Annotated in this window: 16 protein-coding genes; 5 read left to right on the top strand and 11 right to left on the bottom strand. The window is 72.1% G+C overall.

Annotated features, from left to right (window positions below):
* The first annotated feature begins 118 nt into the window (after positions 1-118).
* Positions 119-700 carry a TetR/AcrR family transcriptional regulator gene (locus QK440_RS07465; RefSeq protein WP_282792181.1) on the top strand — a complete coding sequence of 194 codons (582 nt, stop codon included), beginning with the start codon at positions 119-121 and terminating at the stop codon, positions 698-700.
* 75 nt (positions 701-775) lie between these two features.
* Here QK440_RS07465 and QK440_RS07460 read toward each other — a convergent pair whose 3' ends face one another.
* Positions 776-1330: a M23 family metallopeptidase gene (locus QK440_RS07460; RefSeq protein WP_282792180.1), complete on the bottom strand. Its 555-nt coding sequence runs from the start codon at positions 1328-1330 to the stop codon at positions 776-778.
* A gap of 370 nt (positions 1331-1700) precedes the next feature.
* Between QK440_RS07460 and QK440_RS07455 the strand changes: the two genes are divergently transcribed.
* From QK440_RS07455 to QK440_RS07445, 3 genes are all read left to right on the top strand, one after another.
* A complete protein-coding gene (locus QK440_RS07455; protein ID WP_282792179.1) occupies positions 1701-4817 on the top strand; it encodes an NACHT domain-containing protein in 3117 nt (1038 codons plus the stop codon).
* A 145-nt stretch (positions 4818-4962) separates the two neighbouring features.
* The gene (locus QK440_RS07450; protein ID WP_282792178.1) at positions 4963-5955 is read left to right on the top strand and encodes a PDDEXK nuclease domain-containing protein; all 993 of its coding nucleotides are present in this window, start codon (positions 4963-4965) and stop codon (positions 5953-5955) included.
* A 260-nt stretch (positions 5956-6215) separates the two neighbouring features.
* Positions 6216-9287, top strand: coding sequence for an NACHT domain-containing protein (locus QK440_RS07445; RefSeq protein ID WP_282792177.1), 3072 nt, complete (start codon positions 6216-6218; stop codon positions 9285-9287).
* A gap of 70 nt (positions 9288-9357) precedes the next feature.
* Here QK440_RS07445 and QK440_RS07440 read toward each other — a convergent pair whose 3' ends face one another.
* A complete protein-coding gene (locus QK440_RS07440) occupies positions 9358-11883 on the bottom strand; it encodes an ATP-dependent Clp protease ATP-binding subunit (RefSeq protein ID WP_282792176.1) in 2526 nt (841 codons plus the stop codon).
* A 466-nt stretch (positions 11884-12349) separates the two neighbouring features.
* On the opposite strand from QK440_RS07440, the gene QK440_RS07435 reads away from it, so the two are divergent.
* The gene (locus QK440_RS07435) at positions 12350-12997 is read left to right on the top strand and encodes an SCO3374 family protein (RefSeq protein ID WP_282792175.1); all 648 of its coding nucleotides are present in this window, start codon (positions 12350-12352) and stop codon (positions 12995-12997) included.
* Here QK440_RS07435 and QK440_RS07430 read toward each other — a convergent pair.
* The 9 genes from QK440_RS07430 to QK440_RS07390 form a co-directional block, all read right to left on the bottom strand.
* Positions 12976-13311: an Lsr2 family protein gene (locus QK440_RS07430; RefSeq protein WP_190138155.1), complete on the bottom strand. Its 336-nt coding sequence runs from the start codon at positions 13309-13311 to the stop codon at positions 12976-12978. The genes QK440_RS07435 and QK440_RS07430 overlap by 22 nt on opposite strands.
* 225 nt (positions 13312-13536) lie before the next feature.
* Positions 13537-14130, bottom strand: coding sequence for an amino-acid N-acetyltransferase (locus tag QK440_RS07425; RefSeq protein WP_282792174.1), 594 nt, complete (start codon positions 14128-14130; stop codon positions 13537-13539).
* Positions 14131-14139: 9 nt separating this feature from the next.
* Entirely contained in the window at positions 14140-14583 is a 444-nt protein-coding gene (locus tag QK440_RS07420) for a BlaI/MecI/CopY family transcriptional regulator (protein ID WP_282792173.1), read from the bottom strand.
* A 229-nt stretch (positions 14584-14812) separates the two neighbouring features.
* On the bottom strand, positions 14813-14992 hold the full coding sequence (locus tag QK440_RS07415; protein WP_190138152.1) for a hypothetical protein: 180 nt from the start codon (positions 14990-14992) through the stop codon (positions 14813-14815).
* Between the two features lie 14 nt (positions 14993-15006).
* Positions 15007-15669: a hypothetical protein gene (locus tag QK440_RS07410; protein ID WP_282792172.1), complete on the bottom strand. Its 663-nt coding sequence runs from the start codon at positions 15667-15669 to the stop codon at positions 15007-15009.
* Between the two features lie 203 nt (positions 15670-15872).
* Positions 15873-16169 (bottom strand): hypothetical protein, encoded by a 297-nt coding sequence (locus tag QK440_RS07405; RefSeq protein ID WP_282792171.1) that lies wholly within the window; start codon positions 16167-16169, stop codon positions 15873-15875.
* A gap of 81 nt (positions 16170-16250) precedes the next feature.
* The gene (locus QK440_RS07400) at positions 16251-17057 is read right to left on the bottom strand and encodes a type III pantothenate kinase (protein ID WP_282792170.1); all 807 of its coding nucleotides are present in this window, start codon (positions 17055-17057) and stop codon (positions 16251-16253) included.
* A gap of 6 nt (positions 17058-17063) precedes the next feature.
* Positions 17064-18071, bottom strand: a complete 1008-nt coding sequence (nadC, locus tag QK440_RS07395; RefSeq protein WP_282792211.1) for a carboxylating nicotinate-nucleotide diphosphorylase — start codon at positions 18069-18071, stop codon at positions 17064-17066.
* A gap of 5 nt (positions 18072-18076) precedes the next feature.
* A complete protein-coding gene (locus QK440_RS07390; RefSeq protein ID WP_282792169.1) occupies positions 18077-19780 on the bottom strand; it encodes an L-aspartate oxidase in 1704 nt (567 codons plus the stop codon).
* Positions 19781-19814: the final 34 nt, after the last annotated feature.

The following is a 19814-nucleotide window of genomic DNA, read 5'->3' as shown; positions in this document are numbered from 1 at the left end:
GGTAGACCGTTAACTAGCCGGGCGTCAAGTAAGTTTGTCGGCCGGTCGGCGGCCGCGCCCCAAGGGACGGCAAAGGGCTGGTCCCCGCCGGGTGGCCGAGGAGTGCGAGGATCGCCCCATGGGCACAGGGAAGCAGCAGCGCCGGGGGAACACCCGCCAGCGCATTCAGGACGTGGCGCTCGAACTCTTCGCCGAGCAGGGGTACGAGAAGACGTCGCTGCGGGAGATCGCGGAGCGCCTGGAGGTCACGAAGGCGGCGCTCTACTACCACTTCAAGACCAAGGAAGACATCCTCACCAGCATCTTCGAGGACCTCACCCGCCCCATCGACGAGCTGATCGTCTGGGGCAAGGAACAGCCCCGCACGCTCGGCACCAAGCGGGAGATCCTGACCCGCTACAGCGAGATCCTCGTCGGCGCCGCGCCCCTGTTCCGCTTCATGCAGGAGAACCAGGCGACGATGCGCGACCTGAAGACCGGCGAGAGCTTCAAGGACCGCATGTTCGCGCTCCTGGACATCCTCAAGGACGACGATCCGGCGACGCCGATGACCGCGCAGGTGCGCTGCTTCAGCGCGCTGTTCACCATGCACGGCGGGATGTTCGTGCTCAGGGACGCCGAAGGCGACCCCGAGGAGAAGCGGAAGGCCATCCTCGAGGTCGCCATCGATCTGGTGACTCAGGCGCACCACGGCACGTGACGCGCCACGGTGCGTGAGTCAGGGCGCGCGCGGAGGAGATCAGTACGCGGGCGCCCTGCTCTGGGGGGGGGCGGGTCAGACGCGGACGCCGTGCTTGCGCAGGAAGGCGACCGGGTCGACGGCCGAGCCGTAGTTCGGGGTCGTACGGATCTCGAAGTGCAGGTGCGGGCCGCTGGAGTTGCCCGTGTTGCCGGACAGGGCGATGCGCTGGCCGCTGCCGACCGCCTGGCCGACGCGCACCTCCACGCGCGACAGGTGGGCGTACTGCGAGTACAGGCCGTTGGCGTGCTTGACCACGACGGCGTTGCCGTAGGCGGGGCCGTCACCGGCGCCGTTCGGGCCGGCCTTGACGACGGTGCCGGCGTGCGCGGCCTTGACGACGGTGCCGCTCGGGACGGCGAAGTCCTGGCCGGAGTGCTTGTGGGCCCAGCGGTTGCCGCCGAGGCCGAAGCTCGCCGAGAGGCGGTACTTGTCGACCGGGTCCTGCCAGGTCGGAGCGGCCGGGGCCTGGACGGCGGCGCTCGCGGCACCGGCGCCGAGCACCGTCACCGCGCCGACGCCGGCGGCGGCGACGGCCGCGCGCAGACGGCGGGCGGGACCGGAACGGTGGGACTTCGAGCGCTGCGACATGGGGACCTCCGGGGCGGCGGCACAGGAGTGCCTGGGGTGCGGCCGCACGGGGACGAGGCCACACCCTGGGGGACGTACGAGACGGAATCCGCGGACGTACGTGACCGACATCCGCAAAGCCGTCCGGCACGCGGGGGGGATGCGCACCGGACGGCCATCCCTTGGTAGCCGTCGCTCCGCCTCCCGCTCAAACCACGCCTCTACTAGGAGGGGCCGTAGCCCGGAGACCGCGATCACGGTGGAAGACGTGGACGGCCGAGCGGATGGCCACCACTAAGCCGCGTCGTATGTGACGTATGCCCTGTGCCCCATGTCACCGGTGGCAAAGATCCATCACCGTCCGGATATGACCGGCGCTACGCTCGCGCGCATGGAACCCGCGGCCCTCGGCATCCGTCTCGCGTCCGGAGTCGTCACCCCTCTGGTCAGGAAGCTGTTCGTCCGTCCCGGGCCGGGCGCCGCCCTGGTGGACGGGCCCGTACGGATCGACTCCCTGGTGTCCTTCAGGGGGGAGCACCGGGCGCTCACGCGCCGCGACCTGGAGAAGCTGGCCACCGAACTGGTCCGCCGGGCCGTGCGGGCGGGCGAGCGTCCCGTGCCCGCCGACGAGGAGCAGGCGGTGGTGCACGCCCTGACCGGCACCCTGCACGCCCTGGGAGACCTCACGCTCACCGACGTGGAGGCCGTGGAGCTGGGCCACGAGGAACTCGCGGTCCACCTGCGCCGGGCCGCGAGCGCGGCCTCCGGGGACCCGGCGCGCGACCTGACGGCGGACGCCGCGTACTTCTACGAGCGCCTGCTCACCACCACCTGTCTGCACGTCCTGAACTTCTTCAGCCAGCGGTCGACGTTCGTGGCCCACACCCTGGTGCGGCAGAGCCGCCGCCAGGCCGAACTGGTAGCCAAAGTTGACGAGCTGATCAGAAGGGACCCCCTTCCCGGCGCGGAGGACGCCGCTTTCGAACAGCGGTACCTGGAGTACGTCACCAAGAAGCACGGCAAGCTGACGATCTTCGGCATCGACCTGGCGAACTCCCCCGGGAAGTGGCCGCTGGACGCGGCGTACATGAGCCTGCTCGCGACGGGGCACGCGCAGCACCTGGGGGACGTCCGCGTGGGCGAGGAGTGGCACAAGGTGTTCGAGGCCCGCCTCGACGCGGCGCCCCGCCCCGCCGACCAGGCCCTGGCCACCCACGACCGCGTCCTGCTGCGCGGCGAGGCGGGCTCCGGCAAGACGACCCTCGTCCAGTGGCTCGCGGTCTCCGCCGCCCGCCAGGACGCGGGGGCCCGGAACGCCGGGGCCCTGGACTCCGGGGCCCGGGACGCCGCCGACCGGATGGCCTACCTCCACGACCGCGTCCCGTACGTCCTGCCGCTGCGCACCCTCACCCGCCACGGCGGACGCCTGCCCGTGCCCAAGGACTTCCTGTCCGCCGTCGGCTGCCCCCTGGCGGGGGCGCAGCCGGACGGCTGGGAGGCGCGCGTCCTCGGCGCGGGCCGGGCGCTGCTCCTGGTCGACGGCATCGACGAGGTCCCGGACGCGGAGCGCGCTCGCACGCGCGCGTGGCTGGCGGACCTGATGGACGCCTTCCCCGGCAACCGCTGGCTGGTGACGTCCCGCCCCTCGGCCGTACGCGACGACTGGCTCGCGGACGAGGACTTCACCGAGCTGACGCTCGCGCCGATGAGCGGGCCGGAGGTCGCGGCGTTCATCGGGCGCTGGCACGCGGCCGCGAGGACCGGCGTCCCGGAGGAGGACGCGGAGCTGGCGGCGTACGAGACCCAGCTCCTGGAGGCCGTCCGGGCCAAGCCCGACCTCGGCCGCCTGGCCACCAACCCCCTGATGTGCGGCCTGGTCTGCGCCCTGCACCGCGACCGCCGCGGCTTCCTGCCGCTGGGCCGCAAGGACCTGTACACGGCGGCCCTGTCGATGCTGCTCCTGCGCCGGGACCGCGAGCGGCACATGGGGATGCCCGAGATCCGGGAGGAGCCCCAGCTCCAGGTCCTGCAGCGGCTCGCGTACTGGCTGATCCGCAACGGGCGCACGATGATGGACCGTTCGCGGGCCGAGACGCTCATCGCCGACGCGCTGCCCGCGGTGCCGGAGCTGGCGGTCCTCGGGGACGCGTCCGCCGTCTACGCCCACTTCCTGCACCGCAGCGGCCTGCTGCGGGAACCCGGCGCGGACACGGTGGAGTTCGTGCACCGCACCTTCCAGGACTTCCTGGGCGCCCGGGCCGCGGTCGACGAGGGCGACTTCGGCGTCCTGGCCCGCCACGGGGCCGACGACCAGTGGGAGGACGTCGTCCGCATGGCCGTCGCCCAGGCCCGCCCCCGGGAACGGGCCGAGCTCCTGCGGGAGTTGCTGGCCTGCGGGGACCAGCACCCGGACCAGCGGGGCCGGGCGCGGGCCCACCTGCTGGCCGCGGCGTGCCTGGAGCACGCGGCGGAGCTGGACCCGGCCGTACGGCAGGAGGTGGAGCGGCGGACGGCGGCGCTGATCCCGCCTTCCTCGGTCGAAGCCGCCAAGGACCTCGGGGCTGTGGGGGCGATGGTGCTGGATCTGCTGCCGGGGCCGGAGGGGCTGACGGAGGACGAGGCCCACCTCGTCGTCGTCGCGGCCACGCATGCCGGGTCGGACGCGGCGATTCCGTTCCTCGCCCGCTTCGTGAGCCACCCGCATCTTCCCGTTCGCAGTCAGCTCATGTGGGGGTGGCACCGTTTCGACTGCCGCCAGTACGCGGAGCGGGTCATCGTCCCCCTCGACGACGGGAGAACACAGGTCACGCTCCACACCGACGAGCAGATCGACGAGCTGGATCGTCTGGGTCTGCGCCCGAAGGCACTGGACATCCGGGACACGGTCTCGGCGGAGGCGGCGTCGGGCCTGATCACGGTCTGTGAGCCCACCGTCCTGCGCCTCGGCGTCCCGCCCGGGCGCCTCGGTCCCGAGGCGCGTACTGCCCTGGGCGCGTTGACCGACCTGCACGTCGACGCCGTCGAAGAACCGTGGAGCCTGTCCCTGTTCCCCGCCGAGGCACCCCTGCACAGCTTCACGCTCGGCAGTCTCCACGGCCAGGTGCCGGACCTGGGCCGTCTGGACCGCTGGCAGAGTCTGCAGACGGTCACCTGCCTGCGCAACGAGTACCCCGCGTCACCCGCGCACTGGCGCGCCCTGGCCCGGCTGCCCCGCCTGACCGAGCTCTTCCTGCCCACGACCAGCCTCACGAACACCCCGCCCGGCCTGAGCCTGCCGACCGTCCGCGTCCTCACCTTGCACTGCCCGGACCGCTTCGACAGGACGAGCCACCTCGTCCTGGGCCTCTTTCCCGCGCTCGACACCCTGCTGATCACGAGCGTCACGGAGGAAGTCGACGTCTCGGCGCTGGCCTCCCACCCCACGCTCGCGTACCTGGAGGTGTTCGCCCGCCGCGTGCGCGGACAGGACGCCTTGCCCGACCGCATCCACGTGGCGGTGTCGCCCTGACACCGCGGGGACCACCGTCCAGCGGTGGTCCCCAGCGGGCCCGTCACCCACTCCACCCCCGAACTCCCAAACCCCCCCGCACACGTTCGGATGACCGCGCAACATTCCCGCCCCCGCCGGGCGGCGCCTGCGCGAGCCTCGCCCCATGCACAAGTACGAAGATCTGCTGGCCGAGGCGAAGGCCACCGCGGAGGGCGCCCGGCTCCGCACCCGCAGGGCCGTGAACACCGAACTCGTCCACATGTACTGGCGGATCGGCAAGCTGATCCTGGCCCGGCAGGCCGAGGACGGCTGGGGCACCGGCACCGTGGCGCGGCTCGCCACGGACCTGCGCGGCGCCTTCCCCCGGCAGCGGATCTTCTCGTACCGGAACCTCGTGCAGACGCCGAAGATGGCGCACACCTGGCCCGCGCTGATCGCGCACCGCCCGGTCGCCCAGCTCCCCTGGAGCCACATCACGGTGCTGCTCGACAAACTGCACACCCGCGCGGAGCGCGACTTCTACGCGACCGAGGCCGTTCGCCACGGCTGGTCGCGGGCGCACCTGGACCTCGCGATCCGGCAGCGGCTGCACCTCGCCCAGGGCAGCGCCCCGCGCGCGGGCACCCTCCCGCCGCACGACCTGACCCTCCCGGACGGCTCCCCCGCCCTCGACGAACTCGCCCGCGACCCCTACCGCCTGGACTTCCTGCGCCTGGACGAGCCGGAGCGGCAGCAGGAGCCCCCGTACGAGGAGTCAATCGCGGCACGGATGGTCCGCTTCCTCACCGGCCTCGGCACCGGCTTCGCCTTCGTCGGCTGCCGCTACCCCGTGCTCACCGGCGACCAGTACCACCGCGTGGACCTGCTCTTCTACCACCTGCCGCTGCGCCGCTACGTCGCCTGCGCCCTCGGTACGACGTCCGCCCGCCCCACCCATCTGGTCCGCCTGGACACGCAGGTGAGGGCGGTGGACGAGCGGGTGCGCGACCCTGACCGCGACGCCCCCACCATCGGCGTCCTCATCGAGACGAGCAGCGGCCAGGCGACGTACACCTCGCTGCCCCCGCGCGGACGCCAACTGCTGCCCACGGAGGCCGACCTGACCCGTGTCCTGCGGGAGGCGGTGGGCGCGGTCGACGGCGCCCCGCACGCGTAGGGGGCCGGTGGGGCCGTGCGCGTCCCGCGCCATTGCAGCGCCCGGGTGTTGGGGATGAGCCCGGTGTTGGGGATGAGCCTGGCGTTGGTGAGGGGCCCCGTGTTGGTGAGGGGCCCCGGTACCCAGAGTGCGGTGTTCGGTGCGCGCCCCCGGGCGCCTCCTCCCGCCTTCGGGTGCTCCAAAGCGCCGTCCTGGTGCCGCGCGACGCACCCCGTGCGCGAGGCGCGTATTCCGGGGTTGCTCAGGGGTAGGGAGCGCGCATGGATCCCGCAGTCCTCGGTACGCGCCTGGCCTCCAGCGCCCTCGTCCCGCTCGTGCGGAAGCTGTTCGTCCGGGAGGGGCCGGGCGCGGGCCTGGCCGACCGGCCCGTCCGCCTCTCCGCCCTCGTCTCGTTCCGGGGCGAGCGACGCACCCTCGACGAGCGCGGCGTACGGAAGCTGGCCGGCCGGCTGGTCCGCCACGCCGTGGAGTCGCCGGGCGAGGCGCCCTTCCCCGCCGACGAGGAGGCCGCCGTCACCGACGCCCTCGCGCGGCGCCTGCTCGCCCTGGGCGACCTCGACATGGACGACGTCCAAGCCGTGCACCTCGGCCACCGCGAACTCGCCCGCAAGCTCCACACCCACTCGACCGCCCCGGTGGGACTCTCCGCGGACGCCACCGTGTTCCTCGACTCCGTCACGGAGTGGGCGTGCGTCCACGTCCTGCACTTCTTCACCCAGCGCAGCACCTTCGTCGCCCGCACCCTGGTGGAACAGAGCCGTACGCAGGCCGAACTCATCGCAAAGGTCGACGAGCTGATCCGGCGGGGCCCCCGCCCCAGCGCCCAGGACGCCTCCTTCGAGCGCCGCTACCTCCCCCACATCGCCGACAAGCAGAACCGCATCACCATCTACGGCATCGACCTGCGCGAGTCCCCCGACCGCTGGCCCCTCGAAGTCGCGTACCTCAGCCTGGAGGCGAGCGGGGCCGACACCCAGGCGTACGACCGGCTCGACAGCCTCCCGGACGGCGGCCCGGTCACCGTCCAGCTCCGCGCCGACGCCGCCCTCGCCGAGCACGCGCGGGTACTGCTGCGCGGCGACGCGGGCTCCGGCAAGACCACGCTCGTCCAGTGGCTGGCCGTCACCGCCGCCCGGCAGGGCGCGCCCGTCCCCTTCGTGCTCCCCCTGCGCACCCTGGTCCGCGCCGATACCCTGCCCGCCCCCGAGGCCTTCCTGACCGCCGTCAGCTGCCCGCACACCGCCCCGCCCGGCTGGGCCGAGCGCGTCCTGACCGCCGGGCGCGGGCTCGTCATGGTCGACGGCATCGACGAGGTCCCGGCCGCCGACCGGACCCGCACCCGCGACTGGCTCCTCGACCTCACCCGGGCCTACCCCGGCAACCAGTGGCTCGTCACCACCCGCCCCACCGCCGTCCGCCCCACCTGGCTCGCCGACCAGGGCTTCCGGGAACTGACCCTCGCGCCGATGAAGCGGGCCGACGTCACCACCTTCGTCCGCCGCTGGCACGCCGCCGCCGACGCCCGCGACTACGAGGACACGCTCCTGACCGCCCTGCGCACCAAGCGCGACCTGGCCCTCATGGCCACCAACCCCCTCATGTGCGGCCTCATCTGCGCGCTGCACCGCGAGCGGCGCGGCTTCCTGCCGCAGGGCCGCAAGGAGCTGTACGACGCGGCGCTGTCCATGCTCCTCACCCGGCGCGACCGGGAGCGCGGCATGGGCGCCCCCGACGGCATCGAGCTGACCGAGGAGGCCCGTCTCGAACTGCTCCAGTCCCTCGCCTACGGCCTGATCCTCAGCGGCCGCACCGAGATGGACCACGACGGCGCCCTGCTGCTCCTGGAGCGCGCCCTGCCGAACATCGCCTCAGCGGCGCAGCAGGGCGACACCGAAGCCGTCTTCCGCCACCTCCTGCTCCGCAGCGGACTGCTCCGCGAACCGGCCCCCGGGGTCGTCCACTTCGTCCACCGGACCTTCCAGGACTACCTGGGCGCGCGGGCCGCCGTGGCCGACGGCCACCTCGACGTCCTCGTGCACCACGCGGGCGACCCCCAGTGGGAGGACGTCATCCGCATGGCCGTGGCCCACGCCCGCCCCCAAGAACGCGCCCGCCTCCTCCGCCACCTCCTGGCGGCGGACTCTTCCCCCCGCGTAAGCCTCCTGGCCCTGGCCTGCCTGGAGGACGCCACCACCCTGGACCCGTCCGTACGCCAGGAGGTCGAGTCCCGAGCAGCGGGCCTGATACCACCCCGCACGGCAGCAGAGGCCCGCGCCTTGGCAGAGGCGGGCCCCCTGGTCCTTGAGCTGTTACCGGGCCCGGAGGGACTTTCGGACGACGAGGCCTTGGGGGTAGTACACACTGCCACGCTGGTAGGCGGTCCGTTCGCTTTACCGGTCCTCAAGCGCTACCGAGACCACGAAGACGGCAGAGTGAGCAGCCAACTGCTCAGCGCCTGGAGTGACTTCGACACCCAAGAATTCGCTGACGAGGTGCTCACGCGTCTCGTACAGCGAGGCACGTCTTTCACCGCCAAGACCAGGGCGCAAGCAGAAGCACTGCGGCGGTTGGGCCCACTTCGAGCCGTCAGCTTTACCGGCTCCTATACCGCCGAGGAACTGCTGTCCTTCGTCGATCCAGACGCTCTTGAGCGCTTAGCCGTCTTCGACAACCCAGTGCTACGGGATCTGCGCCCCCTCTGTCGGATCCGGAACCTTGAGACACTTACGCTGTCCGACTGCGCCCCATCGATCGATCTGGAGCCACTGGCTGCGCTGGACTTGCGCTGGCTGCAACTGATGCCGTGCCGCGAACCTGGACCCCTGCCGGGGCTGCAACAACTCACGTCGCTGGACACACTCGGTATCAGCCACCCACTGAACGGCAGCGACCTCGCTGAGTGGCTACCAGTCGATGCCCCACTGCACTCGCTCTTTCTCCAGCCCGGGGCCATCGGCACCTGCGGCCTGAAAGGCCTCACACGCTGGCGCACCTTGAAACGCCTCCACCTGAGCAAGGGGCAATGCGAACTGGCCGCTCCGGACTATGAGGAGCTGGCTGGTCACCCCTCCCTGGACAACCTCCTGCTGTTCCGGCCCGTACTGCCTGAGCTACACGACGCGCCAGAGATGCCCGGTATCGAGACACTCCGGCTGTGGGCACTCTCCGGCACTGAAGATCTCTCCGCCCTCGCCGGGGTCTTCCCCAACGTACGCGAGGTCGTGATCGCACCAGCGGGCCACCACTACTTGCCCGCCGACCACTATCAGCGGTACTTCCCCCACGCCAAGGTCGAGGTTCTCAACTCCTACTGGAACGCTATAACCACATGAACGGAAAACGGGGCTGCCCCGGACCGTACGAAACGGTCCGGGGCAGCCCCGCAAGCGCGCCCGCGAAGGGCTACGCCTCCTTGCTCAGATTCGGCCCCGAGCCGCCCGCCGCCGACTCGATCGGCGGCACATCCGGCAGCGCGGCCTTCTCCTCGCCGCGGAAGGTGAACTTGGCGGTCTCGCCCTCGCCCTCCGTGTCGACGACCACGATGTGGCCCGGACGCAGCTCGCCGAAGAGGATCTTCTCCGAGAGCGTGTCCTCGACCTCGCGCTGGATGGTGCGGCGCAGCGGCCGCGCGCCCAGGACGGGGTCGTACCCGCGCTTGGCGAGGAGCTCCTTCGCGGACTGGGAGAGCTCGATGCCCATGTCCCGGTCCTTCAGGCGCTCGTCCACCTTGGTGATCATCAGGTCGACGATCTGGAGGATGTCGTCCTGGCTGAGCTGCGGGAAGACGACGACGTCGTCCACGCGGTTGAGGAACTCGGGACGGAAGTGCTGCTTCAGCTCGTCCGAGACCTTGTTCTTCATCCGCTCGTAGTTGGTCTTCGTGTCGCCCTGGGCGGCGAAGCCCAGGTTGAAGCCCTTGGAGATGTCCCGGGTGCCGAGGTTGGTCGTCATGATGATGACCGTGTTCTTGAAGTCCACGACCCGGCCCTGGGAGTCGGTCAGGCGACCGTCCTCCAGGATCTGCAGCAGCGAGTTGAAGATGTCCGGGTGGGCCTTCTCGACCTCGTCGAAGAGGACGACGGAGAACGGCTTGCGGCGCACCTTCTCGGTGAGCTGGCCGCCCTCCTCGTAGCCCACGTAACCGGGGGGCGAACCGAAGAGCCGCGACACCGTGTGCTTCTCGCTGAACTCCGACATGTCGAGGGAGATCAGCGCGTCCTCGTCGCCGAAGAGGAACTCGGCGAGCGCCTTGGACAGCTCGGTCTTACCGACACCGGACGGGCCGGCGAAGATGAACGAGCCACCGGGGCGCTTGGGGTCCTTCAGACCGGCACGCGTACGGCGGATCGCCTTCGAGAGCGCCTTGACGGCGTCCTTCTGGCCGATGACGCGCTTGTGGAGCTCGTCCTCCATGCGGAGCAGACGGGAGGACTCCTCCTCCGTCAGCTTGAAGACCGGAATGCCGGTGGCGGTCGCGAGGACCTCGGCGATCAGCTCGCCGTCGACCTCGGCGACGACGTCCATGTCGCCGGCCTTCCACTCCTTCTCGCGCTTGGCCTTCGCGGCGAGGAGCTGCTTCTCCTTGTCGCGCAGGGACGCGGCCTTCTCGAAGTCCTGGGAGTCGATCGCCGACTCCTTGTCCCGGCGCACGCCCGCGATCTTCTCGTCGAACTCGCGGAGGTCCGGCGGCGCGGTCATCCGGCGGATACGCATCCGGGAACCGGCCTCGTCGATGAGGTCGATCGCCTTGTCCGGCAGGAAGCGGTCCGAGATGTACCGGTCGGCCAAGGTGGCGGCCTGGACCAGGGCCTCGTCGGTGATGGAGACGCGGTGGTGCGCCTCGTACCGGTCGCGCAGGCCCTTGAGGATCTCGATCGTGTGCGGCAGGGACGGCTCCGCGACCTGGATGGGCTGGAAGCGGCGCTCCAGGGCCGCGTCCTTCTCCAGGTGCTTGCGGTACTCGTCCAGGGTGGTCGCACCGATGGTCTGGAGCTCGCCGCGGGCCAGCATCGGCTTGAGGATGCTCGCCGCGTCGATGGCGCCCTCGGCGGCACCCGCACCCACGAGCGTGTGCAGCTCGTCGATGAACAGGATGATGTCGCCGCGGGTGCGGATCTCCTTGAGGACCTTCTTCAGGCGCTCCTCGAAGTCACCGCGGTAGCGCGAGCCGGCGACCAGGGCACCCAGGTCGAGGGTGTAGAGGTGCTTGTCCTTGAGGGTCTCGGGCACCTCGCCCTTGACGATGGCCTGGGCGAGGCCCTCGACGACGGCGGTCTTGCCGACGCCGGGCTCACCGATCAGGACGGGGTTGTTCTTCGTGCGGCGGGACAGCACCTGCATGACCCGCTCGATCTCCTTCTCGCGCCCGATGACCGGGTCGAGCTTGGACTCACGAGCGGCCTGGGTGAGGTTCCGGCCGAACTGGTCGAGGACCAGGGACGTGGAGGGCGTGCCCTCGGCAGGACCGCCGGCGGTGGCGGTCTCCTTGCCCTGGTAGCCGGAGAGCAGCTGGATGACCTGCTGCCGCACCCGGTTGAGATCGGCGCCCAGCTTGACCAGGACCTGGGCGGCGACGCCCTCGCCCTCGCGGATCAGGCCGAGCAGGATGTGCTCCGTGCCGATGTAGTTGTGGCCGAGCTGAAGGGCCTCGCGGAGCGACAGCTCCAGGACCTTCTTGGCACGGGGGGTGAAGGGGATGTGGCCGGACGGGGCCTGCTGCCCCTGGCCGATGATCTCCTCCACCTGCTGGCGGACCGCCTCGAGCGAAATCCCGAGGCTCTCCAGGGCCTTAGCGGCGACACCCTCACCCTCGTGGATCAGGCCCAGGAGGATGTGCTCGGTGCCGATGTAGTTGTGGTTGAGCATCCGGGCTTCTTCCTGAGCCAGGACGACAACCCGCCGCGCGCGGTCGGTGAACCTCTCGAACATCGTTAATCGCTCCTCAGAGCGGTCAGGCAGTAAGGGGTCGGTCCCCTCCCTGTCCTTCCGCAGCTTAGTCCCGCAAGCGGGGACCGCTCATTCCAACTGCCGACACCCGTCCGGATCACCCTCACTACGGTAGGGAACGCTTCCTGACTCATACGCCGACACATGCTCCAACCCGATGGTGCGAGACGATGTTCCCGCAGGCCAGGCAGTCACCCTCGCCATGAGTACGCCGTTGGCGAACGTGAGACGCCTGAACACCGCGTGTCGCCCCTCCCCACTAGGGATGTCTTACCCGTATGCACGGACACTCCATGCGGCGCACACCGGTTCCCTCCGCTACGGGCGAACACCCTTGCGCCGGGACGGGCTCCGACGCGCCCCCGTTTTCGCCACCGTACGCGTCCAGGATGGCACCCTGCGTGATGCGGCCCGTAACCCGGGTCCGCCCGGGGCGGTTGCTCCGGGCATGGCCCTCTCCCGCGTTCCGCACCCCAGGCCGCCGGCCGAGCAGCGCGACGGCGCGCGGTGGGAGGACCCGGTGCGACGGTGGTACGAGCGGGAGCTCGGCTGGCCGGTGGCGCCCGGGGCGGCGCCCGGGGCGGCCGTCCGGCTGGTGACCGGGGTCCGCTTCGACGTGCTGCGACTGCCGGCCGAGGCCGGTTTCGCCACGCTGCGCCACCTGGGCCCGTACGCGCCCGTGGCCCTGCACGGCACGGCCATGGGGCTCTTCGTGGCCGCGGGCAGCGCCGAGGAGCTGCCGGGGCTGCTCGACTGGCTGGAGTGGGGCGGTGTGCCCCTGGACCTCACCGCGATCGGCTCGGGCGGCCTGATCGACGCCCCGACGCCCCCGGGGCTCGCCGGCTCGCGGGGGGCGGCCGTGTGGCTGCGCCCCCCGGAGCCCGGACGCGAGGTGGAAGCCGGGCTGCCGTCGCTGACGTCACTGCCGGCCCGGGCGCCGCGGACGGCGGCGCGGGCACGCGACGGCAGCGGAACCGACCCCCGTTCCGGCTCCGCCGCGGGCTCCGATCTCGGGCGCCTGGTGGACGCGGCGGCAACGCAGTGCCACCGGGTCCGGCTGCGGCGGGCGAGTGATCAGCCGTTGGCCTTCTCGTAGGCCTCACGGATGGACGCGGGGACGCGGCCACGGTCGTTGACCTCGAAGCCGTTCTCCTTCGCCCAGGCGCGGATCTGCGCGGTGTCCTGGCTGCTGCTCGCCGCCGGGGCGCGCCCCTTGCCGCGGCCGCTCGCGCGGCCTCCGGTACGCCGCCCGCTCTTGAGGTACGGCTCCAGGAGTCCGCGCAGCTTGTCCGCGTTGGCGGTGGTGAGATCGATCTCGTAGCTCTTGCCGTCCAGCGCGAACGTCACGGTCTCGTCCGCCTCGCCGCCGTCGAGGTCATCGACAAGAAGGACCTGAACCTTCTGTGCCACCGGATTTCCTTTCATCGATAACTTCAGGGCCGGACGCCGCGGCGTGCGCCGCCGATTCGCCGCCCCCTGTTATATGCAGCACTGCAGTACGTCGGAAAGCAAACCGCTTTTCTTGGGAAAACACAAACCCCTGGGAGAGACCGGTGCCCCGGGATCGCGGGAAACATGCGCGTTTCGGACATAGGGAACCTGGGCATGTGACAGCGCGGAATAGCCCGGTCACGATCACAGATGCAGAAGCATCCGAGTGTTGCCCAAGGTGTTCGGTTTCACTCGTTCGAGGCCCAGGAACTCCGCGACCCCCTCGTCATAGGAACGAAGGAGCTCGGCGTAGACATCTGTGTCGACCGTATCCGCGGGCGTCTCGCCGATCTCCACGAAGCCGTGCTTGGCGAAGAAGTCGACTTCGAAGGTGAGGCAGAAAACGCGCCGGACCCCGAGCCAACGCGCGGTCCGGAGCAACTCGCCGAGCAGCCTGCGCCCCACGCCGGCGCCCTTGACCTCGGGGTTCACCGCCAGGGTGCGGACTTCGGCGAGGTCTTCCCACATCACGTGCAGGGCCCCGCAGCCGACCACCGTGCCCGCTTTGCCGCCGCCAGCGCCGCGTTCCGCGACCCAGAACTCCTGGATGTCCTCGTAAAGCATGACGGTCGCTTTGTCGAGGAGGATGCCCCGGCGGACGTACGGGTCGAGCAGGGCGCGCACGGCGGGCACATCGGCGGTGCGGGCCCTGCGCACGGAGACCGCATTTGCGGGGTGGTCGCGGAGCGGCGCGAGTTCGCCACGCTCCGCCGGGACTTCGTCGTGCTCAGCCGGCATGGGCGGACGCTATCGCCCGTCCGCGCGGTCAGGGCCGCCGGGGTTCGGGGGGTTCTCGGGCGGCGCCGGGAGGGCCGTGCCCGCCGGGGTCTCGTGGGATTCAACCATGCGGACCGCGTCGCTGAGGGCTTCCCGCTGCTGCGGCGACATCATGCCGAAGAAGGCGACGAGAGCGGCCGCCGGGTTGTCGCTCTGCGACCAGGCCTCGTTCATGAGTGCGGCGGCGTAGGCGGCGCGGGTGGAGACCGCCTCATATCGATAGGCGCGGCCTTCCGCTTCGCGGCGCACCCAGCCCTTCTGATGGAGATTGTCCAAAACGGTCATCACAGTGGTGTACGCGATCGACCGTTCCTGCTGAAGGTCTTCCAGGACTTCTCGAACGGTCACCGGGCGGTTCCACTTCCACACCCGCGTCATCACTGCGTCTTCGAGTTCTCCCAAGGGGCGAGGCACACCAGAACAATAGTGGGAGAAGTGACCCAAGTCACTGAAGCCGGGAATGGGGGGCGGGCCCGGGCGGAGGAGGCCGGAGCGGGCCGGAGCCCGCCAGACCGGGATCAGCTGGCAGTAACGGGCTTAATGTCTTTTTTATGGACAAAAAGGGCGTACGGCTCGCAGAGGTGAGCGAGCCGTACGCCGGGGGTGTGCGGGGCGGGCGCCGGTGAGCGGTGGTGGCCGGACCTCAGGCGTCGCCGGCCCTGGGCGTCTGCCGGGCCGCCTCGGCTCGGGTGATCGCCGCGTCGACCGCGGCGTCCTCCTTGGCCTTGTTGGCGCCGCCCTGCGTCTTGACGATGGTCACGATGAGGCCGATGAAGAACACGGCCATCACTACGGGGGGCACGAGCGCGGAGACGTATTCCATGCCCCCCAGCGTAGCTAGCCCACGGCGAGACGCTGCGACGGGGCGGTCGGCGGCGCCGGGCGTTTGGGCGGGAACACCTCCGCCGGGGTGGGCACCGGGCGCGGCCGCTCCGGCGGGGCCGCGGGTCGCTCCGCGGGCGGGTTCGGCCGGGGCCCGGACCCGCTGTCGTCGGCCGCCGCGCGGCCGCCGGGCAGGGCCAGGAGGCGGGTACGGGACTGGGGCACGAGGGGGCGGGGGGTGGCGGGGCGAGGCACGGGGCGCGCCGCGCCCGCCGCGAGCCGGACGCGTACCTCGCGCTCGGCGAGCCTCTCGCAGCGGGCGAGCAGGGCTCCCGCGCGCGGGTTGGCGCGCAGGGCGCGGAGTGCGGCGAGGTCGTCGGGTGCGGGGCGGTAGCCGGTGGCGAGGACGTCGTCCAGGAGCTCCAGGTACCCGGTCGCGGTGCCGGGCAGAGCGGCCCGGTAGCGCGCGAGGTCGGCCACCAGGAAGGCGCGCAGCCGTGCGCCTTCGCGCACCGCCTCGTCGATGTCGTCGGCGAGGCGCACGCATTCCTGCACGGCCTGGTCGTCGAGGGCGTGAGCGGTACTGGGGTGCAGGGCGAGGGCCAGGGCGCGGCGGAGCACTCGCAGCTCCTGCGCGCCGAAGGCCATGCCGCCCCGGGATCCGTATGGCGTGGGCATAGGGTGACGATACGTGCGGAGGGGACAAAATCGTCTTAACTCACCCGTTTGCCCGGCACGTCATTGCGGCCCTGGGGCCGCCGCTCGCTCGGTTCGCCCTTCTTTCCCGCCGGCCCACCCGTGGCTCCCGGGCGTCGTCCGCCCGGCCCCGGCGCCCAGCGCTGCGGCTGGGTGCCGCCCGTGCCCGCCCGGCCCCGGCCAGGTCAGCCGTCGTGGTGGGGGCGGTCCGGGCGGCGGCGGGTTGTGGCGAAGGCGACCGCGCCCACGCCCAGGGCCGCCGCTCCGCCCGCCGCCAGCCAGGGCAGCACCCCGGCCCCGGTGTCGGCCATCCGGGCGGGCGGGCGCGGGCTTTCCTCGGGCGGCGGGGAGACGGACGACCGCACCGTGGGCGGGTCCGGGGTCGCCGCCTGCGCCGCGGGCGCCCCGAGTACGAGCGCCGCCGTCGCCGCGGCGCCCGCGAGGGCCCGCCCTGCCCTACGCCGCCGTCGTTTCCCGTCCATCAGGCACCCAGCCCCCACACCCGCTCAGAACCCCTCCCAGGAGAGACCCCAGGCCGCGCGGCAGGGTTGCCTGGCACGGCGTCACGTACGGGACACGTTGCGTTCGTAGACCAGGCGGAGGCCGATCAGCGTCAGCCACGGCTCGTGCTCGTCGATGACCGACGCCTCGCCGAGCACCATGGGGGCGAGGCCGCCGGTGGCGATGACCGTGACGTCCTCGGGGTCGCCCTTCGGGCCCGCGAGCTCCCGGGCCATGCGGCGGACGACGCCGTCGACCTGGCCCGCGAAGCCGTAGACGATGCCCGCCTGCATGGCCTCCACGGTGTTCTTGCCGATGACGCTGCGCGGCCGGGCCAGCTCGATCTTGCGGAGCTGCGCGCCGCGGACGCCGAGGGCCTCCACGGAGATCTCGATGCCGGGCGCGATGACGCCGCCCGCGTACTCCCCGCGCGCGGAGACCGCGTCGAACGTCGTCGCCGTACCGAAGTCCACGACGATCGCCGGCCCGCCGTAGAGCTCGACCGCCGCGACCGCGTTGATGATGCGGTCGGCGCCGACCTCCTTGGGGTTGTCCATGAGGATGGGCACGCCGGTCTTGATGCCGGGCTCCACCAGGACGGCCGGTACGTCCCCGTAGTAGCGGCGGGTGACTTCGCGCAGCTCGTGCAGGACGGACGGGACCGTGGAGCAGATCGCGATGCCGTCGATGCCGTCGCCCAGTTCCTCACCGAGCAGCGGGTGCATGCCCATCAGGCCGTTGAGGAGCACGGCGAGTTCGTCGGCGGTGCGGCGGGCGTCGGTGGAGATCCGCCAGTGCTCGACGATGTCCTCGCCGTCGAAGAGCCCGAGGACGGTGTGGGTGTTGCCGACGTCGATCGTGAGCAACATGGCGCGTTACTCCGCCCCGCGCGCGGGGGCCTCGACGGCCTCCCGGAGGTCGAGGCCGATGTCCAGGATCGGCGAGGAGTGGGTGAGGGCGCCCACGGCCAGGTAGTCGACGCCCGTCTCCGCGTACGCCCGGGCGTTCTCCAGGGTGAGGCGGCCGGAGGACTCCAGCAGGGCCCGGCCGTCGACGAGCGCGACGGCCTCCTCGGTCTCCAGGGGCGTGAAGTTGTCCAGGAGGATCAGGTCGGCGCCCGCGTCCACGACCTCGCGGAGCTGGTGCAGGGTGTCGACCTCCACCTCGACGGGCACGTCAGGGAAGGCGTCCCGGACGGCCTTGAAGGCCTGGGTGACGCCGCCCGCGGCGACCACGTGGTTGTCCTTGACCAGGGCCGCGTCGGCGAGCGACATGCGGTGGTTGACGCCGCCGCCCATGCGGACCGCGTACTTCTCCAGGGAGCGCAGCCCCGGCGTCGTCTTGCGGGTGTCGCGGACCTTGGCCTTGGTGCCCTCCAGGGCGTCCGCCCACGCGCGCGTGGCGGTGGCGATGCCGGACAGGCGGCACAGCACGTTCAGCGCGCTGCGCTCGGCGGTGAGCAGGTCGCGGGTGCGGGTGGTGATGCTCAGCAGCACGTCACCGGCCTCGACCCGGGCGCCGTCCTCGACGTGCCGCTCCACCTCGAACTCGTCGGAGCAGACCACGGAGACGATGGCCTCGGCGACCCGCAGGCCTGCGACGGTGCCCGCCTGGCGGGCGGTGAAGTCGGCGGTGGCGACGGCGTCCTCGGGGATGGTGGCGACCGTGGTGACGTCCACGGCGTCCGGGGAGAACTCCAGGTCCTCGGCGATCGCGAGGTGCGCGACGTCCTCGACCTGGACGGGGTCGAGGCCGGCGTCGGCCAGGAGCTGGGCGAGGGACGGGTCGAGACCGCACTCCATGGAGTCCTGCGCGTCGTCGCCGCCGCAGCCGCAGGCGTCGCCGCAGCCGGTGTCGGCGAGGGGGAGTTCGGGGGTGCTCACGTCGGTCACTGCTCCTGGGTGCTGGGGAAGCGGGCGTTGTCGGTGGTGTGGATGGCGAGGCTCCGGTCGGCCTGGAGGCGTACGACGATGTGGCGTCCCCACGCCGCGTCGTCGCGGGCCGCGTGGTCCTCACGCCAGTGGCAGCCACGAGTCTCCTCGCGCTGCTGGGCCGCCGCCACCAGGACGCGGGCCACGCACAGGAGGTTGGTGGTCTCCCAGGCGTCGACGCCCGGCTCGGCGGTCTTGCCGTCCTCGGCGAGCGCGCCCGCCGCGTCCGCGTGGATCCGCGCGAGCCGCTCGGCGGCCTCGGCGAGCGAGGCGGCGGAACGGAGCACTCCGGCGCCCTCGGTCATGGTCCGCTGGATGGCGAACCGGGCCTCCGGGGGCAGCAGCGGGTGAGCGGGCTGCTCCGGGGCGGCCACCGGCGCGGGCACGCGCGGGTGGAGGGCGTTCCCGGCGTGCCGGGTGGCGATGTCCGCGGCGATGCGCTCGGCGTAGACCAGGCCCTCAAGCAGGGAGTTGGAGGCGAGGCGGTTGGCGCCGTGCACGCCCGTGCAGGCGACCTCCCCGCACGCGTACAGGCCGGCCACGGTGGTGCGGCCGTACTGGTCGGTGCGGACGCCTCCGGAGGCGTAGTGCGCGGCCGGGGCGACCGGGATGGGCTCGGTCACCGGGTCGATGCCGTGGGCGCGGCAGGCGGCGAGGATCGTCGGGAAGCGGGTCGCCCACATGGCGGCGCCGAAGTGGCGGGCGTCCAGGTACATGTGCTCGGTGCCCTGCTCCTGCATGCGGCGCGTGATGCCCTTGGCGACGATGTCGCGCGGGGCGAGCTCGGCGAGCTCGTGGGCGCCCACCATGAAGCGCACGCCGTCCGCGTCCACCAGGTGGGCGCCCTCGCCGCGCACCGCCTCGGAGACCAGCGGCTGCTGGCCCTCGGCGTCGGCGCCCAGGAACAGCACCGTGGGGTGGAACTGGACGAACTCCAGGTCGGAGACCTCCGCGCCGGCGCGCAGGGCGAGGGCCACGCCGTCGCCCGTGGACACGGACGGGTTCGTCGTCGCCGAGAAGACCTGGCCCATGCCACCGGTGGCGAGCACCACGGCGGGCGCGTGCACGGCGCCCACGCCGTCGTGCTGGCCCTCGCCCATGACGTGCAGGGTGACGCCCGCGGCGTGCCCCTGGTCGTCCGTCAGCAGGTCGAGGACCAGGGCGTTCTCGACGGTCGGTATGCCGCGCGCGCGGACCGCGTCGACGAGGGCGCGGGAGATCTCCGCGCCGGTCGCGTCGCCGCCCGCGTGCGCGATGCGGCGGCGGTGGTGGCCGCCCTCGCGGGTCAGCTCCAGGTCGCCGTCGGCGGCGGCGTCGAACTGGGCGCCGGTCGCGATGAGGCGGCGTACGGCGTCGGGGCCTTCGGTGACGAGGGTGCGCACCGCCTCGTCGTCGCACAGGCCGACGCCCGCCACGAGGGTGTCCTCGAGGTGCTGCTCGGGGCTGTCGCCCTCGCCCAGCGCGGCGGCGATGCCGCCCTGGGCCCAGCGGGTCGAGCCGTCGTCGAGGCGGGCCTTGGTGACGACCACGGTCTCCAGGCCCGCGGCGGCGCAGCGCAGGGCGGCGGTCAGGCCGGCCACGCCGGAGCCGACGACCACGACGTCGGCGTCGAGCGACCAGCCGGGGGCCGGGGCGTGCAGCCGTATGCCAGTGGTACTCATCCGGGGGCTCCGATCTCCGGTCGCGGTGGTGCGG

It is taken from the genome of Streptomyces sp. CC224B (genome assembly GCF_030010595.1).
Lineage (GTDB): Bacteria > Actinomycetota > Actinomycetes > Streptomycetales > Streptomycetaceae > Streptomyces > Streptomyces longispororuber.
The sequence above is the reverse complement of the archived record's forward strand: the minus strand, read 5'-3'. Positions and strand labels throughout refer to the sequence as shown.

Coding starts and splice junctions, on each gene's coding strand:
- QK440_RS07440 (WP_282792176.1), bottom strand. CDS start 11,883: ATGTTCGAGAGGTTCACCGACCGCGCGCGGCGGGTTGTCGTCCTGGCT.
- QK440_RS07405 (WP_282792171.1), bottom strand. CDS start 16,169: ATGGACGGGAAACGACGGCGGCGTAGGGCAGGGCGGGCCCTCGCGGGC.
- QK440_RS07455 (WP_282792179.1), top strand. CDS start 1,701: ATGGAACCCGCGGCCCTCGGCATCCGTCTCGCGTCCGGAGTCGTCACC.
- QK440_RS07410 (WP_282792172.1), bottom strand. CDS start 15,669: ATGCCCACGCCATACGGATCCCGGGGCGGCATGGCCTTCGGCGCGCAG.
- QK440_RS07465 (WP_282792181.1), top strand. CDS start 119: ATGGGCACAGGGAAGCAGCAGCGCCGGGGGAACACCCGCCAGCGCATT.
- QK440_RS07400 (WP_282792170.1), bottom strand. CDS start 17,057: ATGTTGCTCACGATCGACGTCGGCAACACCCACACCGTCCTCGGGCTC.
- QK440_RS07460 (WP_282792180.1), bottom strand. CDS start 1,330: ATGTCGCAGCGCTCGAAGTCCCACCGTTCCGGTCCCGCCCGCCGTCTG.
- QK440_RS07435 (WP_282792175.1), top strand. CDS start 12,350: ATGGCCCTCTCCCGCGTTCCGCACCCCAGGCCGCCGGCCGAGCAGCGC.
- QK440_RS07445 (WP_282792177.1), top strand. CDS start 6,216: ATGGATCCCGCAGTCCTCGGTACGCGCCTGGCCTCCAGCGCCCTCGTC.
- QK440_RS07390 (WP_282792169.1), bottom strand. CDS start 19,780: ATGAGTACCACTGGCATACGGCTGCACGCCCCGGCCCCCGGCTGGTCG.
- QK440_RS07425 (WP_282792174.1), bottom strand. CDS start 14,130: ATGCCGGCTGAGCACGACGAAGTCCCGGCGGAGCGTGGCGAACTCGCG.
- QK440_RS07450 (WP_282792178.1), top strand. CDS start 4,963: ATGCACAAGTACGAAGATCTGCTGGCCGAGGCGAAGGCCACCGCGGAG.
- QK440_RS07415 (WP_190138152.1), bottom strand. CDS start 14,992: ATGGAATACGTCTCCGCGCTCGTGCCCCCCGTAGTGATGGCCGTGTTC.